We start from the raw sequence: 21351 nt of genomic DNA, 5'->3' as shown, positions 1-21351 counted from the left end.
GGCCCCGGGCGGGGTTGCGGCGGCGGACGGGGCCGCGCCCGCGGGTGCGGTGGCCGAGCCGGCGGCCGCTGCCGCAGCGACCGCCGGGGGCGCCCGGGTCCCCGGCCCCCGCCGGCCGGAGGCTCTCTCCCCCTCGCGCGCCAACGACTTCATGCAGTGCCCGCTGCTCTACCGCTTCCGGGTGATCGACCGGCTGCCGGAGAAGCCGAGTCCGGCGGCGACCCGGGGCACGGTCGTCCACTCGGTGCTGGAGCGCCTCTTCGACGAGCCCGCGACCCGGCGGACGCCGCAGGGCGCGCGGGCGATGGTGCCCGGTGAGTGGGAGCGGCTGCTGGCCAAGCGGCCCGAGCTGGCGGAGCTCTTCGCCGAGGACCCGCAGGGCGAACGGCTGGCGCAGTGGCTGGCCGAGGCCGAGTCGCTGGTGGAGCGCTGGTTCTCGCTGGAGGACCCGACCCGGCTGGAACCCGCCGACCGCGAGCTGTTCGTGGAGACCTCGCTCGACTCGGGGCTGCGGCTGCGCGGGTTCATCGACCGGGTGGACGTGGCGCCCACGGGCGAGGTGCGCCTGGTCGACTACAAGACCGGCAAGGCCCCGCGCCCGGAGTACGCCGAGGGCGCGCTGTTCCAGATGAAGTTCTACGCGCTGGTGGTGTGGCGGCTGCGCGGGGTGGTGCCGCGCCGGCTCCAGCTCGTCTACCTCGGCAGCGGCGACGTGCTCACCTACGATCCCGGTGAGGCGGAACTGCTGGCGGTGGAGCGGAAGTTGCTCGCCCTGTGGGACGCCATCGCGCGGGCCACGGTCACCGGCGACTGGCGGCCGCGCCGCTCGAAGCTGTGCGGCTGGTGCGACCACCAGGCGGTCTGCCCCGAGTTCGGCGGCACTCCCCCGGTGTATCCGCTGCCGGTCCTCCCGCCCGGCGAGCGGGTCGGCGAGGGAGGCAGAATGGATGCCGTCTAACGAAGGAGTCACCGTGGCCGTCCGTGTCCTGTTGGTGGATGACCAGCCCCTGTTGCGCACCGGGTTCCGCATGATCCTGGAGGCCGAGCAGGACCTCGCGGTCGTCGGGGAGGCGGGGGACGGCGAGCAGGCGCTGGAGCAGGTCCGCAGGCTCCAGCCGGACGTGGTGCTGATGGACGTCCGGATGCCGCGGATGGACGGGGTGGAGGCCACCCGGCGGATCACCGGCCCGGAGCGCGACGGTCCCGCGAAGGTGCTGGTGCTCACCACCTTCGACCTGGACGAGTACGTCGTGGAGGCGCTGCGGGCGGGGGCCAGCGGCTTCCTGCTCAAGGACGCGCCGGCGGCGGAGCTGGTGCAGGCGATCCGGGTGGTGGCCGCGGGTGAGGCGATGCTGGCGCCGAGCGTGACGCGGCGGCTGCTGGACAAGTACGCGGGCCATCTGCCCTCGGGTGAGGAGCCGGTGCCGGACGCGCTGCGCACTCTCACCGAGCGCGAGGTCGAGGTGTTGAAGCTGGTGGCCCGCGGGCTGTCGAACGCCGAGATCGCGGCGGACCTCTTCGTCAGCGAGACGACGGTCAAGACCCACGTCGGGCACGTCCTGACCAAGCTGGGGCTGCGGGACCGGGTGCAGGCCGCGGTCTACGCCTACGAGAGCGGCCTGGTGCGGCCGGGCGGCCAGCCGGGCTGAGCGGAGCATGAGGACGGGGCCCGGGCCACTGCGGCCCGGGCCCCGTGCGTATCTCCCCGGTCAGTCGCTGATGCCTCGGCCCAGCTCCCAGATCTGCAGTCCGGAGGAGGAGTTGATGGCCCACTCCGCGCCCGTGACGTCATCGCGCGCGGCGACGTACTGCTCGGTCTGCCACAGCGGGACGATCGGTACGTCGTCCGCGAAGATCTGCTGCATCCGCTTGAGGTCGGCGCCGGCGTCGGCGACCCGCTTGGGGTGGCGCCGGGTGTCCGGCAGCAGCGAGCCCTCGATCTCCCGGTTGGTGTACATCGAGCCGATGGAGCTGGCCTTGCCGACGAAGGGGGCCAGGTAGTTGTCGGCGTCGGGGAAGTCCGGGGACCAGCCCAGGATGAACGCGCTCCAGGCGCCCGAAGCGCCGCGGCTGCGGAAGTCCTGGAAGTTGTCGATGTTGTTCTCCTTCACCTCGAACAGCTTGCTGTCCTCGAGTTGCCGCTTGATCTCACGGAACTCGGCGGTGGTCACCGAGGCGGTGACGTCGGAGAAGCTGATCGTCAGGGGCACCGGCGTGCTCACTCCGGCGGCCTGCAGGATCGCGGCGGCCTTCTTGACGCTGGGCTGCCCCCACTTGGAGAAGTAGGAGTTGACGTGGGCGGGGACGCCGGCGGGCACCACCGAGTAGAGCGGCTGCCCCTGGTACTGGTACACCCGGCCACCGAACTCCGAGCGGTCGATGAGCTGGGCCAGCGCCTCACGCACGGCCTTGTTCGACGTCGGGGAGCGGCGGACGTTGAGGCCGAGGAAGCGGATGTCGCCGGCCTGCTGGGCCTGGAGGACGATGCCCTGTTTCCGGGCGTTCTGGAGGCCCTTGATCTGGTCGGAGGCCAGAACCCGGTTCATCAGGTCGATGTCGCCCTTGCGCAGCGCCGCCTCCATGGCCTGCGGGGTCTGGAAGATCCGCATCTCGACCGCGTCGTTGGACGGCTTCAGACTGCCCTGGTAGTCCGGGTTCCGGGTGAACGTGATCTTGGTGGCCGCGCCGTCGTTGCTCTGCGCGTCCAGCGTGTACGGCCCCGAGCCCACCGCCGTGAAGCCCTTGTGCAGGGAGGTGGCGGAGTAGGCACTGTGGTCGACGATGGCGGCGGCCGGGGTGGCCACCTTCTGCGGGAAGGTGGCGTCGGGTTCCTTGAGGTGGAAGACGACCTCGGTGGCGCCGCGCGTCTCGACCTTGTCGACGTTGTCGATCAGGGAGACCGGACCGCTCTGGTACTTGATGCGCTGCATGCGGTCTATGGAGAACTTGACGTCGCGCGCGGTGAGGCTGTGGCCGTTGGAGAACTTCAGGCCGTCACGGAGACGGCACTCGTACACCTCGCTCTGGGTGTCGGTGAACTTGCACCACTCGGCGGCCTCGGGAACCGGCTGGGTGCCGGAACGCGGCAGGATCATCAGGGTCTGGTACACCGAGCGCAGCACGTTCCACTGCCCGAGCTGGTAGTCCTGGGCAGGGTCCAGCGGGGCGGGGCCGTCCTTGGAGGCCGTCAACTGGTCGGTGGTCCCGACGACGATGGGACTTCCGTCGCCACCCGAGCCGTCGCTGCTGCCGCAGGCGGCGAGCACGGGGGCCAGCAGGCCGGCGAGCGCCGGCAGCACCAGGATCTTGCGAATCATCGTCGGCAGTCCTTCTCACCATCAGCACAGAGGTGTTGCTGGCGACGAGGTTAGTGCGGCGGGGCGCCGCAGCCGACCCGCCCGGTGCCGAGAGGGCGTCAGGACTCCGCCCTTCTCCGCCATTTCGGCTGCCCGGGGAAGGGAACCTTTCGTGCGGGGCCTCACCAATCGGGACACTTGGTCTCGTCACAATTCCCCCACATCACTTGCGGAGCACCTGTCGCACGAGCTGTCGAGAGGCTGAGGCGTGACGAACGTCACTGCGGCGACCGGGGCCTGGCAGGTGAGTGGGGGTGACTGACGGGGCATGCCTGATGGCCGCGCGTGGTCACCGCGCGGCCGTCAGGGACGGACCGGCGCCTCACTGCAGGCTCGGGGAGCCTTTGGCAACCAGTCCGCGGAGAAAGGCGAGGTTCACCTCCTCCAGGGACTTCACCACCGTCCGGCCGGTTTCCGGGATGGGTGCCACGGAGGGCACCGCGACGACGGCGCAGCCGGCCGCCTCGGCGGCCGTGACGCCCGTCATGGTGTCCTCGACGACGGCGCAGCGCCTCGCGTCGACGCCCAGCCGGGTCGCCGCCGTGAGGTAGGGGTCGGGGTGCGGTTTGGTGCGGGGCAGGTCGTCTCCGGCCAGGGTGAGGTCGAAGTGCTCGGGGCCGAGCGAGTCCAGCATCCGGTCGACGATGGCGCGGTGGGAGGCGGAGACCAGGGCGGTGGGCACCTGGTGGGCGGCGAGTTCCGCGAGCAGCCGGGCGGCTCCGGGCATGAGCGGCACGCCCTGCCCGATGCGCTCGGCGAAGCGCGCGTTGAGCAGGGTGCTGAGTTCGGCCAGGGCGATGTCGGCGCCGGTGACGTTGATCAGGTAGGAGGCGCTGCGGCTCATGGGGCCGCCGACCACCACGTCGCGGTGGTGGTCCTCCAGGTGGTAGCCGAGGTCGGCGAAGACGGCGGTTTCCGCCTCCCACCAGAAGCCCTCGGTGTCCACGAGCGTGCCGTCCAGGTCCAGGAAGACCGCCTGGAGCGGGTGGCCGCCGGTCGGTCTGGTCCCGACCGCAGGGATGCTGCTGGTCATCCGCGCACCTCCTTAGTGTCCGTCCCCCGTGGAGACGAGGGCCGGTCGCCTCCCCGCGATAAGGGGGGACGACCGGCCGCCCGGTGAGTCCTCTCTCCATGCCCCGCAGACGCACCGCGCACACCAACCGTCACACGGTGTCACCGCGTTCCCGGACGGCCACCGTTCCCCGGATCCGCCGGCGCGCTCCGCGGCGCGGCCGGCGGCCCCCGGTGACCTGCCCGGACGCCCGCGGCAGCAGGGTTCCTGCCGGATCGACCAGTGTAGGTTCCCGGGCCGGTCAGCGCGCGTTGAAGTACTTGGCCTCGGGGTGGTGGAGGACGATGGCGTCGGTGGACTGCTCGGGGTGGAGCTGGAACTCCTCGGAGAGGTGGACGCCGATCCGTTCCGGCTGGAGCAGGTCGGCGATCTTGGCCCGGTCCTCCAGGTTCGGGCAGGCGCCGTAGCCCAGCGAGAAGCGCGCCCCGCGGTACTTGAGGGCGAACATGTCCGCCATCTCGGTGGGGTCCTCGCCGGAGAGGCCGAGTTCGGCGCGGACACGGGCGTGCCAGTACTCGGCCAGGGCCTCGGCGAGCTGCACCGAGAGGCCGTGCAGTTCCAGGTAGTCGCGGTAGGAGTCGGCGGCGAACAGCTTCGCGGTGGCCTCGCCGATCCGGGAGCCGACGGTGACGACCTGGAGGCCGACCACGTCCAGCTCACCGGTCTCCTGGGGACGGAAGAAGTCGGCCAGGCAGAGCCGGCGCCCGCGCCGCTGCCGCGGGAAGGTGAAGCGGGTCAGCTCGCCGCCGTCCTCGTCGACCAGGACGAGGTCCTCGTCCTTGGAGTAGCAGCGGAAGTAGCCGTGGACGACGGCGGCCTCCAGCAGGTTCTCGGTCTGGAGCCGGTCCAGCCAGCCGCGCAGCCGCGGCCGGCCCTCGCTCTCCACCAGTTCCTCGTAGCCGGGGCCCTGGCCGGTGCGGCTCTGCTTCAGGCCCCACTGGCCCTTGAAGAGGGCGCCCTCGTCCAGCCAGGAGGCGTACTCGCGCAGTTGGATGCCCTTGACGACGCGGGTGCCCCAGAACGGCGGGGTGGGCACCGGGTTGTCCGTGGCGGTGTCCGAGCGCGCCGGGCCCTCGTCGACCTCGGGTTCGGCGACGACGCCCTCCCGGGCGGGCACTCGGCGCTGCTTGAGTTCGGGCAGCTTCGCGCCGGGCACGCCGCGCTTGACGCCGATGAGGGCGTCCATCAGCCGCAGCCCCTCGAAGGCGTCGCGGGCGTAGCGGACCTCGCCCTGGTAGATCTCGTGGAGGTCCTGCTCGACGTAGGCGCGGGTGAGCGCGGCGCCGCCCAGGATGACGGGGAAGTCGGCGGCCAGGCCGCGCTGGTTGAGCTCCTCCAGGTTCTCCTTCATGATCACCGTGGACTTCACCAGCAGTCCCGACATGCCGATGACGTCGGCCTTGTGCTCCGCTGCGGCGTCCAGGATGGCCGAGACGGGCTGCTTGATGCCGAGGTTGACGACGTTGTAGCCGTTGTTGGACAGGATGATGTCCACCAGGTTCTTGCCGATGTCGTGGACGTCGCCGCGGACGGTGGCGAGCACGATGGTGCCCTTGCCGTCGTCGTCGGTCTTCTCCATGTGCGGCTCCAGGTAGGCCACCGCGGCCTTCATCACCTCGGCCGACTGGAGAACGAAGGGGAGCTGCATCTGGCCGGAGCCGAAGAGCTCACCGACGACCTTCATCCCCTCCAGCAGCGTCTCGTTGACGATGTCGAGCGCCGGGCGCTCGGCCAGGGCGGCGTCCAGGTCCGCCTCCAGGCCGTTGCGCTCGCCGTCGATGATGCGCCGTTGCAGCCGCTCCTCCAGCGGCAGGGCGGCCAGTTCCTCGGCGGCCGAGGCACGCAGCGACTTGGCGGTCGCCCCCTCGAAGAGCTGCATCAGCTTCTGCAGCGGGTCGTAGCCCTCCGCGCGCCGGTCGTAGATGAGGTCGAGGGCGGTGTCGACCTGCTCCTGCTCGAAGCGGGCGATCGGCAGGATCTTCGAGGCGTGCACGATCGCCGAGTCCAGCCCGGCCTTGACGCACTCGTCCAGGAAGACGGAGTTGAGCACGATGCGGGCGGCCGGGTTGAGGCCGAAGGAGATGTTGGACAGGCCCAGCGTGGTCTGGACCTCGGGGTGGCGGCGCTTGAGTTCGCGGATGCCCTCGATGGTGGCGATGCCGTCCTTGCGGGACTCCTCCTGGCCGGTGCAGATGGTGAAGGTCAGGCAGTCGATGAGGATGTCGGACTCGTGGACGCCCCAGTTGCCGGTGAGGTCGTCGATGAGCCGCTCGGCGATCTCCACCTTCTTCTCGGCGGTGCGGGCCTGGCCCTCCTCGTCGATGGTGAGGGCGATGAGTGCGGCGCCGTGCTCCTTGGCGAGGCGGGTGACCTTGGTGAAGCGGGAGTCGGGGCCGTCGCCGTCCTCGTAGTTGACGGAGTTGATCACCGCCCGGCCGCCCAGCTTCTCCAGGCCGGCCTCCAGGACGTCCACCTCGGTGGAGTCCAGCACCACCGGCAGCGTGGAGGCGGTGGCGAACCGGCCGGCCAGTTCGCGCATGTCGGCGACGCCGTCCCGGCCGACGTAGTCGACGCACAGGTCCAGCAGGTGGGCGCCCTCGCGGATCTGGTCGCGCGCCAGCTCCACGCAGTCCTCCCAGCGCCCCTCCAGCATCGCCTCGCGGAACTTCTTCGAGCCGTTGGCGTTGGTGCGCTCGCCGATGGCCAGGTAGGAGGTGTCCTGCCGGAACGGCACCGCCTGGTAGAGGGAGGCCGCGCCCGGCTCGGGCTGCGGGTCGCGCTCGGCCGGGGAGACGCCGCGGACCCGTTCGACGACCTGCCGCAGGTGCTCGGGCGTGGTGCCGCAGCAGCCGCCGACCAGGGACAGGCCGTAGTCGGTGACGAAGGCGTGCTGGGCGTCGGCGAGCCCCTCGGCGTCCAGCGGGAAGTGCGCGCCGTCCTTGGTGAGGACGGGCAGTCCGGCGTTGGGCATGCACAGCAGCGGGATGCGCGAGTGGCGCGTGAGGTAGCGCAGGTGCTCGTTCATCTCGGCCGGGCCGGTGGAGCAGTTCAGGCCGATCATGTCGATGCCGAGCGGCTCCAGCGCGGTCAGCGCCGCTCCGATCTCCGAACCCAGCAGCATCGTGCCGGTGGTCTCGAAGGCGAGTGAGACCAGCAGCGGCAGGTCGGCGCCGGCGGCCTGGAGGGCGCGGCGGGCGCCGAGGACGGCGGCCTTGGTCTGGAGCAGGTCCTGAGTGGTCTCCACCAGCAGCGCGTCGGCGCCGCCCGCGATCAGCCCCTCGGCGTTGGCCTGGAAGCCGTCGCGGATCGTGGCGTAGTCGATGTGGCCGAGAGTGGGGAGCTTGGTGCCCGGCCCCATGGAGCCCAGGACCCAGCGCTGCCGGCCGTCGCGGGCCCCGAAGCCGTCGGCGCACTCCCGGGCGAGGCGGGCGCCCGCCTCGGAGAGCTCGAAGGCGCGCTCGGAGATGTCGTACTCCCCCAGTGCGGCGTGGTTGGCACCGAAGGTGTTGGTCTCCACACAGTCGACGCCGACCTCGAAGTAGGCCTCGTGGACCGAGCGCACGATGTCGGGCCGCGTGATGTTGAGCACCTCGTTGCAGCCTTCGAGCTGCTGGAAGTCCTCCAGCGTCGGGTCCTGCTCCTGGAGCATCGTGCCCATGGCGCCGTCGGCGACGACGACGCGGGAGGCGAGGGCCTCGCGCAGGGCGGTGGGCCTGTCTGCGGGTGCGGTGGAGGGCACGGACGATGCCATGGAGGTGTCTCCTGTGTGTGCGACGGCTGTCGGCTTTGCGCCCTTGTGGAGGGGACGCACTGCACCAGCCTATAGGCCCGGGGCAGGCGCGGGCGGGGGCGTCCACCGCGTGGACGGGGGTGTGGGCGGACGGCCGCGGGGGAAGCCGCCCTTGGCCGTGCGACATAGACCGCTATCGTTCAGCATTGTCGAACCACGTGACGGAAGGCGCCTCGATGGCACGAACCATCCAGTCCCTCGAGCGGGCAGCGGCGATGCTGCGGCTCCTGGCGGGCGGCGAGCGCCGGCTCACCCTGTCGGAGATCTCCGCCGCACTGGATCTCGCCAAGGGCACCGCGCACGGCATCCTGCGCACCCTCCAGCTGGAGGGCTTCGTGGAGCAGGACGCCGCGTCGGGCCGCTACCAGCTGGGTGCGGAGCTGCTGCGCCTGGGCAACAGCTATCTGGACGTCCACGAGCTGCGCGCCAGAGCCCTGGTGTGGACCGACGGCCTGGCGCGCTCCAGCGGCGAGAGCGCCTACCTGGGGGTGCTGCACCAGGGCGGGGTGCTGGTGACGCACCACGTCTTCCGCCCCGACGACAGCCAGCAGGTCCTGGAGGTCGGGGCGATGCAGCCGCTGCACAGCTCGGCCCTGGGCAAGGTGCTGGCGGCCTACGACCCGGTGGCCCACAACGAGCTGGCCGACGCCGAGCGGGAGGCGTTCACCGACCACACCCTGACCGCGCTGCCGGAGCTGGAGCATGTGCTCGATCTCACCCGGGCACGGGGCTGGGCGAGTGACGTGGAGGAGACCTGGCACGGCGTGGCCTCGGTCGCCGCGCCCGTGCACGACCGGCGCCGCATACCGGTGGGTGCGGTCGGCGTCTCCGGGGCCGTGGAGCGGCTGTGCCGCGACGGCGACCCCCGCGCGGAGATCGTCGCCGCGGTGCGGGACTGCGCGCGGGCCATCTCCCGCGATCTGGGCGCGAGTCGAATTTAGGTTGGATGTCCGATAAGTTCGTTACGTGCTCTTCCCGTCCGGAGTCTTGACGTTTTGAGGGAGGTGGGACGAGACTGCCGTCCGTCGGTCGGCAATGTCGAACACTGGGCGACAGTTTCGTCTTCTGGAGGCAATGCCGCAGGCCGACGACGCTCGCCGGTAGCGCTGACCGCCCAGGGAAGGCGGCTCACGTCCGCCGGTTTCCCTGGACGAAGGACAAAGGAGTCGCGGGTGTCCAGCTCCGACATCTTCATCAGCGAGACCCTGGGTACCGCTGTACTGATTGTGATGGGTGGCGGCGTCTGTGCCGCCGTCACGTTCAAGCGCTCGAAGGCGTTCAGCGCCGGCTGGGTCGCCATCGCCTTCGGGTGGGGTTTCGGCGTCCTCGCCGGCGCCTACATAGCCGTGAAGTCCGGCGCCCACCTGAACCCGGCGGTCACTCTCGGCATCGCCATCCAGGGCGGAATCCCCTGGAGCGACGTCCCGGTCTACCTCGGGTCGGAGATGCTCGGCGCGATCATCGGTGCGGTGCTCGTCTACCTCGCCTACTACGGCCAGTTCAAGGACCACCTCTCCGACCCCGAGGTCGTCAACCCGCCATCCGGTGACGAGGGCCTGGTGGACATCGAGGAGGCGCCGAAGGCGGGGCCGACGCTCGGTGTCTTCTCCACCGGCCCCGAGATCCGCAACGTGGTGCAGAACCTCATGACCGAGATCATCGCCACGTTCGTACTGGTGATGTTCATCCTGACGCTCGGCCTGAGCGCCGACGGCAAGGGTGTCGGCACTCTCGGCTCGCTCCTGGTGGCCTTCGTCGTCGTCGGCATCGGCCTCTCGCTCGGTGGTCCCACCGGGTACGCCATCAACCCGGCCCGCGACCTCGGTCCGCGCATCGCCCACTGGCTGCTGCCCATGGGCCCCCACAAGGGCGGCTCGGACTGGGGCTACGCCTGGATCCCGGTCGTCGGTCCGCTGATCGGCGGGGCCATCGCAGGCGGCCTGTACCAGGGACTCTTCGCCTGAGGACGCCGCCGACACCCGCCACCGGACCGCCGATCCCAACGGAGCGCACACCATGAGCGACACCCAGACCACCACCCACGGCCCGTTCATCGCCGCGATCGACCAGGGCACCACCTCCAGCCGCTGCATCGTCTTCGACCGCGACGGGCGCATCGTCGCCGTCGACCAGAAGGAGCACGAGCAGATACTCCCCAAGCCCGGCTGGGTGGAGCACGACGCGGCGGAGATCTGGCGCAACGTCCAGGAGGTCGTGGCGAACGCCATCGACCAGGCCGGCATCACCGCCGCGGACGTCAAGGCCATCGGCATCACCAACCAGCGCGAGACCACCATGCTGTGGGACCGCCACACGGGCGAGCCGGTGCACAACGCCATCGTCTGGCAGGACACCCGCACCGCCGCCCTCTGCCGCGAGCTGGGCCGCAACGTCGGCCAGGACCGCTTCCGGCGCGAGACGGGCCTGCCGCTCTCCAGCTACTTCGCCGGCCCCAAGATCCGCTGGCTGCTGGAGAACGTCGACGGCCTGCAGGCGCGCGCCGAGGCCGGCGACCTCATGTTCGGCACCATGGACTCCTGGGTCATCTGGAACCTGACCGGCGGTGTCAACGGCGGCGTCCACGTCACCGACGTCACCAACGCCTCGCGCACCATGCTGATGAACCTGCACCGCATGGAGTGGGACGAGAAGATCTGCGCCTCCATCGGCGTCCCGACGTCCGTGCTGCCGGAGATCCGCTCCTCCTCGGAGGTCTACGGGGAGTGTGCGGAGGGCGTCCTGCAGGGCGTCCCGGTCGCCTCGGCCCTCGGCGACCAGCAGGCCGCGCTCTTCGGCCAGACCTGCTTCGAGACCGGTGAGGCCAAGTCCACCTACGGCACCGGCACCTTCATGCTGATGAACACCGGCACCCGGCCGGTCAACTCCTACAACGGGCTGCTGACCACCGTCGGTTACCGCATCGGCGACCAGGAGGCCGTCTACGCCCTCGAGGGTTCCATCGCCGTCACCGGTTCGCTGGTGCAGTGGATGCGCGACCAGATGGGCCTGATCAGCTCCGCCGCCGAGATCGAGACGCTGGCCAGCAGCGTCGAGGACAACGGCGGCGCCTACTTCGTACCGGCCTTCTCCGGCCTGTTCGCCCCCTACTGGCGTCCCGACGCCCGGGGCGTCATCACCGGCCTGACCCGGTACGTCACCAAGGCGCACATCGCCCGCGCCGTCCTGGAGGCCACCGCCTGGCAGACCAGGGAGATCGCCGACGCCATGAGCAAGGACTCCGGCGTCGAGGTGACCTCGCTGCGCGTCGACGGCGGCATGACCGCCAACAACCTGCTGATGCAGACGATGGCGGACTGCCTGGACGCACCGGTGGTGCGCCCCATGGTGTCCGAGACCACCTGTCTCGGCGCGGCCTACGCCGCCGGCCTGGCCGTCGGCTTCTGGCCCGACACCGACGCGCTGCGGCGCAACTGGCGGCGCGCCGCCGAGTGGACACCGCAGATGGACACGGCGACCCGTGACCGCGAGTACAAGAACTGGCTCAAGGCCGTACAACGGACCATGGGCTGGCTCGAAGACGAGGAGTAAAGCGCATGAGCACTGCCCTGCAGAGCGTTCCGGCACTCGGAACGCATCCGGCTGACGGTTCCCTTCCGAGCCGGGCCGAGACCCGGGACCAGCTATCGAAGGCTACGTACGACCTCCTGGTGATCGGGGGTGGCATCCTGGGCATATCCACGGCCTGGCACGCCTCCCAGTCGGGTCTGCGGGTCGCTCTGGTGGACGCCGGCGACTTCGCCGGCGCCACCTCCTCCGCCTCCTCCAAGCTGCTCCACGGCGGTCTGCGCTACCTGCAGACCGGCGCGGTGAAGCTGGTGGCGGAGAACCACTTCGAGCGCCGGGCGGTCTCCCGTGAGGTCGCCCCGCACCTCGCCAACCCCCTCACCTTCTACCTGCCGGTGTACAAGGGCGGGCCGCACAGCGCCGCCAAGCTCGGCGCGGGCGTCTTCGCCTACTCGGCGCTCTCCGCGTTCGGCGACGGTGTGGGGCACGTCATCTCCCCGGCCAAGGCCCAGCGCGACGTGCCGGAGCTGCGCACCGACAACCTCAAGGCCGTCGCGGTCTACGGCGACGACCAGATGAACGACGCCCGCATGGCGCTGATGACGGTCCGCGCCGCCGTCCAGGCCGGCGCCACCGTCCTCAACCACGCCGCCGTCACGGGGCTGCGCTTCACCGGCGGCCGGGTCACCGGCGCCGACCTGCGCGACGCGGTGGACGGCACCGAGTTCGGCGTCAACGCCCGCCTGGTGCTCAACGCGACCGGGCCCTGGGTCGACCACCTGCGCAAGCTGGAGGACCCGGCCGCCGCCCCGTCCATCCGCCTGTCCAAGGGCGCCCACCTGGTGCTGCGCCGCACCGCGCCGTGGAACGCGGCGCTGGCGACCCCGATCGACAAGTACCGCATCACCTTCGCCCTCCCCTGGGAGGACATGCTGCTGCTCGGCACCACCGACGAGGAGTACGAGGGCGACCCGGCGGACGTGGCCGTCAACGAGAAGGACGTCGAGCAGATCCTGCACGAGGCTGCCTTCTCCGTCCGCGACCAGCAGCTCTCCCGCGACCTGATCACCTACTCCTTCGCGGGTCTGCGGGTACTGCCGGGCGGTCCCGGGGGCACGTCCACCGCCAAGCGCGAGACGGTGGTGACCGAGGGCAGCGGCGGGATGCTGTCGGTGGCCGGCGGCAAGTGGACGACCTTCCGCCACATCGGGCGCACCGTGATGAAGAAGCTGGCGGAACTGCCCGGCCACCCGCTGGCCGACGACATGCAGCCGATGGGCAGCCTGCCCAGGAAGCTGCCGCTGCCCGGCATCGCCAGCCCCGACGCGGTCACCCACCGCCTCCTGGTGGACGGTGCGGGCCCGCAGCCGCAGATGGCGCCGGAGACCGCCCGCCACCTGGCGACGCACTACGGTTCGCTCGCCTTCGACATCGCCCGGCTCGCCAACGAGAACCCGGACCTGGCGCAGCGCATCCACCCCGACGCCCCCGAGATCTGGGCCCAGGTCGTCTACGCCCGGGACCACGAGTGGGCCGAGACCGAGGACGACGTGCTGCGCCGCCGCACCACGCTGACCATCCGCGGCCTGGACACCGAGGAGGTCCGCCGGCGGGTCGGCGAGCTGCTGGCCGAGCGCCGCGGGTGACCCGCCCGCCGGGCGCCTGAGCGACGGCACCCGCACCCCCCCTCCGCCCCGGCTCGCAGGTCGCAGTCGGGGCGGAGCCCTGCGGGCCGCACGGCGTTCCCGCAACCGCGCACCCGCCGCCCTGCGTCCCATGCCCGACGGGGAGTGGGGAGACGGGGGAGACGTGAGCGACACGGACGGCCTGGCGGCACGGCGGACCCAGGACCCGCAGCACGCCGCGGCGGATGCGGCTGCGGGGCGGACGCTGACCGGCCCGGCGGACGACGGCGCGGGACGGGAGGCGGGCTCCGGGGGACGGTGGCGGCCGTGGCCCGGAGGCGGTCGGCAGCGCCGGTCCCCGGGGCCGCGCGGCGGCCGGACCTGGCGGGTGGTCCGCCGGACGGCCCTGGGTTTGGTCCTGCTCCTGGTCCTCACCACCGCGACGGCCGGGCTCGCGCTGCGGCTGCTCTACCGGGGCGAGGTGGCCGCCGACACGTCCACGCGCGGCCGGGACGCCCTGTGGCTGGGGCATGCCTGGGTGGACGGCCGGCACGACGAGGCCGATGTGAGGGCGCTGCTGGCCCGGACGCGGGGCACCGGCCTGCGTGACCTGTACGTGCACACCGGGCCGCTGGAACACGACGGGACGCTGCCGCCCGGCAGCCGGCTCTACCCGCGGGCCGGCTGGTTCCTCTCCGCCGTCCACCGGCTGGCGCCGGCGCTGCGGGTGCACGCCTGGCTCGGCGACAAGCTGACCACCGGCCCGGGCGACGGGGCGGCCATGGACCTCGCCGACCCCGCGACCAGGCGTGCGGTCCTCGCCTCCACGCGCCAGGTCCTGGACGCGGGCTTCGCCGGTGTCCACTTCGACCTGGAGCCGCTGGCCTCCGGCGACCCCGGGCTCCTGCGCCTGCTGGACGAGGTGCGGCCGGTGCTCCACGCGCGCCGGGCGCTGCTGTCGGTGTCGGTGGGGCAGATCGACCCGGTCCCGGCGGCGCACACACTGCTGCGGGCGGGCACCGGGCACGTGAAGTGGGTCACGCAGGACTACTTCGGTCAGGTCGCCCGGCGGGTGGACCAGATCGCGCTGATGACGTACGACACGGCGCTGCCGCTGGAGAGCCTGTACGGCGGTTACGTGGCCCACCAGACCCGGCTGGCCCTGGCGGCGACCGGACCGGGGACGGACCTGCTGATGGGCGTGCCGTTCTACCACGACGAGAACTGGGGCCACCACGCCTCGGCGGAGACGGTACGGGCCACCGTGCGCGGCGTCCGCCTCGGGCTGACCAGGGACGGGGGCCGGCGCTCCCGCTTCGGGCTGGCCCTGTACGTCGACTACGCGGCCACCGCGACCGACTGGGCGGCCTACCGCAACGGCTGGGGCCGCGTCGGGGCCGGGGCCTCCTGACGCCGGGCGCCGGCCCCGCGACCGAGCCTCCCCGCCCCCGGTGCCCGTCCCCCGGTGCTTCTCCCCGGCGGCCCCGCCCCCGCCGCGGCCGGTTCATAATGACGCCGATACATCGGATGTCTCACCGCGGGACGTCCCGGGGAGAGGGGAGGCGGCCGTGGCCGTCACGGACGAGGCGATCGAGAAGATCAAAGGCATGATCGTCTCGGGTGCGCTGCGCCCGGGTGACCGCCTGCCGAAGGAGAGCGAGCTGGCGGCGGAGCTGGGCCTGTCCCGCAACTCGCTGCGGGAGGCGGTCCGCGCGCTGTCGCTGATACGGATCCTGGACGTGCGGCAGGGCGACGGCACCTACGTCACCAGCCTGGACCCGCAGCTCCTGCTGGAGGCGATGAGCTTCGTCGTCGACTTCCACCGCGACGACACCGTGCTGGAGTTCCTCGCGGTGCGGCGCATCCTGGAGCCGGCGGCCACGGCCATGGCCGCGAGCCGCGTCACCGCCGCGCAGGTCGACGCCTTGCAGCGGCAGTTGGACGCCCTCGGCCCGGACCCCTCCGTGGAGGCGCTCGTCGCGGGCGACCTGCACTTCCACCGCAACATCGTGGCCGCCGCGGGCAACTCGGTGCTGGCCTCGCTGCTGGACGGCCTGTCGGGCCCGACGACGCGGGCCCGGGTCTGGCGCGGACTGACCCAGAAGGACGCGGTCGCCCGGACCCTCACCGAGCACCGGGCGATCCTGGGCGCGCTGCGGGACGGCGACGCCGAGGCGGCCCGGTCCTGGGCGACGGTGCACATCGCCAGCGTGGAGCAGTGGTTGCGCTCGTCGCTGTGAGCGCGTCCGGCCCCGGTCGTCGCGCCCGCCCGGAGCGCCCGGCCCGGCGGTGGTCGGCCAGGCCGTGGTCGGCCAGGCGGTGGTCGCCAGGCGGTGGTCGGCCGGGCCGGGTCGGCCCGGTGCGGGCTCAGAGCCGGTAGACGCGCCGCGCTGTGCCGCCGAAGACCGCCGACCGCTCCGCCGCGTCCAGACCGGCGGTGGCGGCCTCGGCCAGGTCCACCACCTGGTCGTAGCCGGCGGCCAGGGTGCACACCGGCCAGTCCGAGCCGAACATGAGGCGCTGCGGGCCGAAGAGGTCGAGCACCTCGCGGGCCCAGGGCAGGACCTGCTCCGGCGTCCAGGTCCGCCAGTCGGCCTCGGTGACCAGGCCGGAGAGCTTGCAGACGACGTTGGGGAGCGCCGCCAGCCCCGCCACGCCCCCGGCCCACGGCTCGCGTGCGCCGCCGGCGACGGCGGGTTTGGCCGCGTGGTCCAGGACGAAGGTGAGCTGCGGCAGCTCCCGTACCGCCCGCTGCGCCGCCGCGAGTTGGCCGTGGCCGACCAGCAGGTCGTAGACGAGTCCGGCGTCGGCCACCGCGGCCAGGCCGCGCAGCACCTCCGGTCGGGTCAGCCAGTCGGGGTCCGCCTCGTCCTGGACCTGGTGCCGCACCCCGACCAGCCCGCTCGGGAGCGAGGCCAGCACGCCGGGCAGGCCGGGGTCGGTGAGGTCGGCCCAGCCGACGACGCCCGCGACGGTGTCCGACTGCGCGGCCAGGGCCAGCAGTTCACGGGTCTCCTCGGCCGAGGAGCACGCCTGGACCACGACGCTCGCGTCGATCCGGTGGGCGCTCAGGTGCGGGGCGAGGTCGGGCAGGGCGAAGGTGCGGCGGATCGGGTCGGCCCAGGGCCCGTCCATCCACGGCTGGTCCCGGCGGGCCAGGTCCCACAGGTGGTGGTGGGCGTCCACGCGTGCCACGGGCGGGGCCGCAGCCATCCCCGCCGGTCCGCTCCCGCTCACGCCTCCGCCCCCGTACCGGTCAGCGGCAGCGGCAGGTCGGCGCCGAGCAGGCCCTCCTCGACCAGGGTGTGCCAGAGCGCGTCGGGGATGTCGTGGGTGAACAGCGCGGCGTTCTCGGCCACCTCCTCGGGGGAGGCGGCGCCGACGACCGCGGCGGCGACGGCGGGGTGGGCGAAGGGGAAGCGCAGCGCGGCGGCCTTCAGGGGGACGCCGAACCGGGCGCACACCGCGGCCAGTCGCCGGGCGCGGGCGAGGACCGGCGGCGGCACCGGCCGGTAGTCGTAGGGCGCGTGCTCGCCGGGGTCGGCCAGCAGGCCGGAGTTGTACACCCCGCCCACGACGACGGAGGTGCCGCGCTCGGCGCAGCGGGGCAGCAGGTCCTCGAAGGCGGTGCGCTCCAGCAGCGTCCAGCGGCCGGCGCAGAGCACCACGTCCACGTCGAGATCGGTGACGAGGCGGGCCAGGACGCCGCTGTGGTTCATGCCGAAGCCGATGGCCCGCACCACCCCCTCCTCGCGCAGTTCGGCCAGCGCGGCGAAGCCCGTCGCACGGACCTCGGGCAGGTGGTCCTCGACGTCGTGGAGGTAGACGATGTCGACCGCGTCCACCCCGAGCCGTTCCAGGGACGCCTCCAGGGTGGCCCGGATGCCGTCGCGGGTGAAGTCCCACTCCCGGGCGCGCGGCGGGGTGTCGGTGTAGCCCTGCGGGTCGGGCCGCTCCCCCGGTGCCAGCGGGCGCAACCGCCGGCCGACCTTGGTGGCCAGGGTGTAGCTCTCGCGCGGCCGCCCCCTCAGGGCCGCTCCCAGCCGCTCCTCGGCCAGCCCCACCCCGTAGTGCGGGGCGACGTCGAGGTGGTGCGCGCCCAGCCGCAGCGCGGTGCGGACCGTCTCGGTGGCGCGCTGCCCGGACAGCGGCCGGTAGAGGTTGCCGAGCGGGGCGCAGCCGAGGCCGAGCGGGGGCACGGTGACGGTGGTGCGGCCCAGGCGGCGGGGCCCGGTGGGCGGGTACGGCATGGCTCCTCCTTGGGTCCCGGGCGGCGGGGCCCGGTGGCCGGGCGGTCAGTCCTGCTTCTCGCCGCTGGTGAAGCGGGAGATGACGAGCGCGAGGATGATGATCGTGCCGTTGAGGAACTGCGTCCACAGCGGGGGGACGCCGCCCAGCGTCATGACGTTGATGACGAGTTGGAGGGTCAGGACGCCGGTGAGCGCGCCGAAGAGCGTGCCGCGCCCGCCCTTGAGGCTGATGCCGCCGATGACGGCCGCGGCGAAGACCTGGAAGATCCAGCCGTCGCCCTGGGTGGCGGAGACCGCACCGTAGTGCCCGGTGTACAGGACACCCGCGAAGGCGGCGAGCAGCCCCGCCACCGCCAGGACGATCCAGGTCAGGCGCTCCACGCGGATGCCGGCGGCGCGGGCGGCCTCCGGGTTGCCGCCGATGGCGTACAGGGCGCGGCCGTGGCGCAGGTACCCCAGGACGGCCCCGCCCACCGCGTACAGCGCCAGGCAGATCCAGACGGCGGCGGGCAGCCCCAGCCACTGCGCCTTGCCGAGGTAGGCGAAGGAGGCGGGGACGTCGCCGATGGACTGGCCCTGGGAGATGCCGACCTGGAGGCCGCGGAGCGTGGTGAGCATGCCGAGGGTGGCGATGAACCCGTTGACGCGCACCTTGAGGACGAGGAAGCCGTTGACGGCGCCGACGAGCGCGCCGAAGGCCAGACAGAGCGGCACCGCCGTCCACGTGGGCAGGGCGCCCAGGCCCTCGAAGCGGTTGCCGTGGGCGGGCATCACCAGCCAGAGGGCGACCACGGGGGCCAGGCCGATGGTCGACTCCAGCGAGAGGTCCATGCGGCCGCTGATGAGGACGAGCGCCTCGCCCAGGACGAGCAGGCCGAGTTCGGTGGACTGCTGGACGACGCCGACGAGGTTGTCGCCGGTGAGGAAGGCGGGCGAGACGATGAACCCGATCACGCCGAGCACGAGGATCACCGGCACCAGGGACAGGTCGCGCCAGCGGGCCAGTGCCGGCCGGCGCTCCGGGCGCGGGGCGGTGGCGGTGGCCGCGCCGGTCGGCTGCTGTGCGGTCTCGGTCTTCACGCGGGGTTCCCTTCCGTGCCGTCCGTGCCGGGCGGGGCCGGCGCTGCTGTGCTTCCCGGGCCGGGAGCGGCGGCGTCCGCGCCCACCCCCTCCATGGCGGCGACGAGTTCGCCGTCGCTCCAGCCGGCCGGGAACTCGGCGGTGACGCGGCCGTGGAAGACGGCGAGGACGCGGTCGCAGACGCGGAGGTCGTCGAGTTCGTCGGAGACGATGACCGCGGCGCTGCCGGTGTCGGCCACCTCCCGCACGACGCCCAGCAGCGACTCCTTGGAGCGGACGTCGACGCCGTTGGTGGGGCGGGTGGCGACCAGGACGTGCGGGTCGCGGGCGAGCGCCCGGGCGACGACGACCTTCTGCTGGTTGCCGCCGGAGAGGCCGGAGACGGGCTGGGCGGGGCCGGTGGTCTTGATGTCCAGGGAGTCGATGACGCGGCGGGCGAAGGCGCGGGTGCGGCCGGGCAGCACGGTGCCCCAGGGTCCGAGCTGGTCGGCGACAGTGAGGGTGGCGTTCTCGGCGACGCTGCGGCCGAGGACCAGCCCCTGGTGGTGGCGGTCCTCGGGCACGTAGCCGATGCCGGCGGCCAGGGCGTGCGGCACGCTGCCGGTCCGCACCCGCGCGCCGCGGACCTCGACCCGCCCGGCGTCCGGGGCGAGCAGGCCGGCCAGCGTCTCCCCCACGGCGGTGACACCGCTGGCGCTGGCCCCCGCGAGCCCCACCACCTCGCCGGAGCGCACGGTCAGCGACAGCGGCCCGAACCGGCCCCGGACGGTGAGGTCCTCGGTGCGCAGCACCACCTCGCCGGCGCCCGCCGCGGCCGGTGTGCCGGCGGTGGTCCGCCTCCGGGCGGCGGGTACGGAGGCGGCCCCGGCCTCGCCCTCGCCCGTCATGGCGTCCACCAGGTCCGCCCTGGACAGGCCGGCGACGGGGGCGGTCAGGACGTGCCGGGCGTCACGGTAGACGGTGACGGTGTCGCACAGCTCGTAGACCTCCTTGAGGTGGTGGGAGATGTAGAGGAGTGAGACGCCGCGTTCCCGCAGGGCCCGCAGTTTGGTGAAGAGCCGCTCGATGCCGGCGGCGTCGAGGCGGGCGGTGGGCTCGTCGAGGATGATGAGCCGGGCACCGAAGGACAGGGCGCGGGCGATTTCCACGAACTGCCGCTGCTCGACGGTGAGGTCGCGGACGCGGGCGGCGGGGTCGACGGCGACGCCGTACTCGCCCAGGAGCGCGGCGGCCTGCGCGCGCAGGGCGCGCCAGCGGATGGCGGGGCGGCCCTGGAAGCGGCCGAGGTAGAGGTTCTCGGCGACGGTGAGCTCGGGGACGGTCATGGACTTCTGGTAGACGCAGGCGACCTTGGACTGCCAGGCGGCGGTGTCGCCCCAGTCGGGCGCGGGCTGCCCGGCGAAGGTGACGCTGCCGGCCTCGGGGCGCTCCATTCCGGTGAGGACGGAGACCAGGGTCGACTTGCCGGCGCCGTTGCGGCCCACGAGGGCGTGCGCCTGGCCGGCGCGGACGGCCAGGTGGGCGCCGTCCAGGGCGGTGGTGGGGCCGTACCGCTTGACGACGCCCTCGGCGCGGACCGCCCAGGGCCCGGCGTCGGGGCGGTCCGCGCCGCTCACTTCTCCTTCTCCATCTGGTTGGCCCACAGCTTGGGGTCGTCGACGTTGTCCTTGGTGACCAGGGGGGCGGGGAGCTGGTCCTCCAGGCCGCCGGGGATCTTCACGATGGTGGAGTCGTGGTCGGTGGGCCCGGGGTGGAAGGTCTTCTTGCGCAGTGCCTGGCGGGCGTAGTACAGGGCGTACTTCGCGTAGGCGTCGGCGGGTTGGGAGAGGGTGGCGTCGATCTTGCCGGCCCGGATGGCGGTGAACTCGTCGGGGATGCCGTCGTTGGAGATGACGGTGATGTGGCCCTTGGTCCCGGCCGGCTTCAGCAGGTTCTTCTGCTCCAGCAGGGCGAGGGTGGGTTGCAGGAAGACGCCGCCGGCCTGGAGGTAGATCCCGTCGATGTCGCGGTGCTGGGCCAGCAGGCTCTGCAGTTTGGCGGAGCCGACCTCGCCCTTCCAGTCGGTGGTGAGCTCGTGGACGGTGATGCCGGGGTACTTCTTCTTCATGCAGGCGCCGAACGCCTCGGAGCGGTCGCGTCCGTTGATGGAGGACAGGTCGCCCTCGAGTTCGGCGACGCGGCCCTTCCCGCCGAGCTTCTTCCCGAGGTAGTCGCAGGACTTCTCGCCGTAGGCGCGGTTGTCGGCGCGGACGACCATGTAGACCCTGCCCTTGTCGGGGCGGGTGTCGACGCTGATGACGGGGATCTTCTTCTCGGCGAGCCGCTGGAGTTCGGAGGAGATGGCGCCGGTGTCCTGGGGGGCCATCACGATGGCCTTCGCCCCCTGGTCGGTGAGGGCCTGGACGTTGGAGACGACCTTGTCTATCTGGTTCTGGGAGTTGGAGACCGGCAGTGCGTCGACGGCCCCGGCGTCCAGGTCCTTCTTCAGGTACTGCTGGTAGGAGCTCCAGAAGTCGGTGTCGGTCCGCGGCACGTCGATGCCCACCTTGCCGCCGCCCTGCGTGGAGCTACCTCGGTTGCAGCCGGTGAGGGCGGCGGTGGCCAGCAGCACGGCGCAGGCCGCCACGGCCGTCGTACGCGGTGTCATGGTGCG

Annotated in this window: 16 protein-coding genes; 8 read left to right on the top strand and 8 right to left on the bottom strand. The window is 72.5% G+C overall.

Features of this window, described 5'->3' with window-relative positions:
- Positions 1-958, top strand: a 958-nt coding sequence (locus ACFV3R_RS31435) for a RecB family exonuclease (RefSeq protein ID WP_385590245.1), incomplete at its 5' end; no start/stop codon positions are given.
- Positions 959-971: 13 nt separating this feature from the next.
- Positions 972-1649 carry a response regulator gene (locus ACFV3R_RS31430; RefSeq protein ID WP_385590243.1) on the top strand — a complete coding sequence of 226 codons (678 nt, stop codon included), beginning with the start codon at positions 972-974 and terminating at the stop codon, positions 1647-1649.
- Between the two features lie 60 nt (positions 1650-1709).
- Here the strand turns inward: ACFV3R_RS31430 and ACFV3R_RS31425 are convergent, their stop codons facing one another.
- The 3 genes from ACFV3R_RS31425 to metH all read right to left on the bottom strand — a co-directional run bounded on the left by ACFV3R_RS31425 (position 1710) and on the right by metH (position 8179).
- Positions 1710-3317: an ABC transporter substrate-binding protein gene (locus ACFV3R_RS31425; RefSeq protein ID WP_385590241.1), complete on the bottom strand. Its 1608-nt coding sequence runs from the start codon at positions 3315-3317 to the stop codon at positions 1710-1712.
- A gap of 361 nt (positions 3318-3678) precedes the next feature.
- Positions 3679-4389: an HAD family hydrolase gene (locus ACFV3R_RS31420; RefSeq protein ID WP_385590239.1), complete on the bottom strand. Its 711-nt coding sequence runs from the start codon at positions 4387-4389 to the stop codon at positions 3679-3681.
- 280 nt (positions 4390-4669) lie between these two features.
- Positions 4670-8179: a methionine synthase gene (metH, locus tag ACFV3R_RS31415; RefSeq protein WP_385590237.1), complete on the bottom strand. Its 3510-nt coding sequence runs from the start codon at positions 8177-8179 to the stop codon at positions 4670-4672.
- A gap of 215 nt (positions 8180-8394) precedes the next feature.
- On the opposite strand from metH, the gene ACFV3R_RS31410 reads away from it, so the two are divergent.
- From ACFV3R_RS31410 to ACFV3R_RS31385, 6 genes are all read left to right on the top strand, one after another.
- Entirely contained in the window at positions 8395-9159 is a 765-nt protein-coding gene (locus ACFV3R_RS31410; RefSeq protein ID WP_385590236.1) for an IclR family transcriptional regulator, read from the top strand.
- Positions 9160-9390: 231 nt separating this feature from the next.
- Positions 9391-10182, top strand: coding sequence for an MIP/aquaporin family protein (locus ACFV3R_RS31405; RefSeq protein ID WP_385590234.1), 792 nt, complete (start codon positions 9391-9393; stop codon positions 10180-10182).
- Positions 10183-10234: 52 nt separating this feature from the next.
- Positions 10235-11767 carry a glycerol kinase GlpK gene (gene glpK, locus ACFV3R_RS31400; RefSeq protein WP_385590232.1) on the top strand — a complete coding sequence of 511 codons (1533 nt, stop codon included), beginning with the start codon at positions 10235-10237 and terminating at the stop codon, positions 11765-11767.
- A gap of 5 nt (positions 11768-11772) precedes the next feature.
- A complete protein-coding gene (locus ACFV3R_RS31395; protein ID WP_385590231.1) occupies positions 11773-13389 on the top strand; it encodes an FAD-dependent oxidoreductase in 1617 nt (538 codons plus the stop codon).
- Positions 13390-13552: 163 nt separating this feature from the next.
- Positions 13553-14779: a hypothetical protein gene (locus ACFV3R_RS31390; RefSeq protein ID WP_385590229.1), complete on the top strand. Its 1227-nt coding sequence runs from the start codon at positions 13553-13555 to the stop codon at positions 14777-14779.
- Positions 14780-14936: 157 nt separating this feature from the next.
- Positions 14937-15608 carry a FadR/GntR family transcriptional regulator gene (locus ACFV3R_RS31385; RefSeq protein ID WP_385590227.1) on the top strand — a complete coding sequence of 224 codons (672 nt, stop codon included), beginning with the start codon at positions 14937-14939 and terminating at the stop codon, positions 15606-15608.
- A gap of 127 nt (positions 15609-15735) precedes the next feature.
- Here ACFV3R_RS31385 and ACFV3R_RS31380 read toward each other — a convergent pair whose 3' ends face one another.
- The 5 genes from ACFV3R_RS31380 to ACFV3R_RS31360 form a co-directional block, all read right to left on the bottom strand.
- Positions 15736-16581, bottom strand: coding sequence for an amidohydrolase family protein (locus ACFV3R_RS31380; RefSeq protein ID WP_385590225.1), 846 nt, complete (start codon positions 16579-16581; stop codon positions 15736-15738).
- A gap of 20 nt (positions 16582-16601) precedes the next feature.
- Positions 16602-17618 (bottom strand): aldo/keto reductase, encoded by a 1017-nt coding sequence (locus ACFV3R_RS31375; RefSeq protein ID WP_385590223.1) that lies wholly within the window; start codon positions 17616-17618, stop codon positions 16602-16604.
- A 45-nt stretch (positions 17619-17663) separates the two neighbouring features.
- Positions 17664-18623, bottom strand: coding sequence for an ABC transporter permease (locus tag ACFV3R_RS31370; RefSeq protein WP_385590247.1), 960 nt, complete (start codon positions 18621-18623; stop codon positions 17664-17666).
- 71 nt (positions 18624-18694) lie between these two features.
- Positions 18695-20314, bottom strand: a complete 1620-nt coding sequence (locus tag ACFV3R_RS31365) for a sugar ABC transporter ATP-binding protein (RefSeq protein ID WP_385590221.1) — start codon at positions 20312-20314, stop codon at positions 18695-18697.
- Positions 20311-21345 carry a sugar ABC transporter substrate-binding protein gene (locus ACFV3R_RS31360; protein ID WP_385590219.1) on the bottom strand — a complete coding sequence of 345 codons (1035 nt, stop codon included), beginning with the start codon at positions 21343-21345 and terminating at the stop codon, positions 20311-20313. Before ACFV3R_RS31360 ends, ACFV3R_RS31365 begins: the two co-directional genes overlap by 4 nt.
- Between the last annotated feature and the right edge of the window lie 6 nt (positions 21346-21351).

Origin of the sequence: Streptomyces sp. NPDC059740, assembly GCF_042733155.1 — a bacterium.
Classification (GTDB): Bacteria; Actinomycetota; Actinomycetes; order Streptomycetales; family Streptomycetaceae; genus Streptomyces.
The sequence above is the reverse complement of the archived record's forward strand: the minus strand, read 5'-3'. Positions and strand labels throughout refer to the sequence as shown.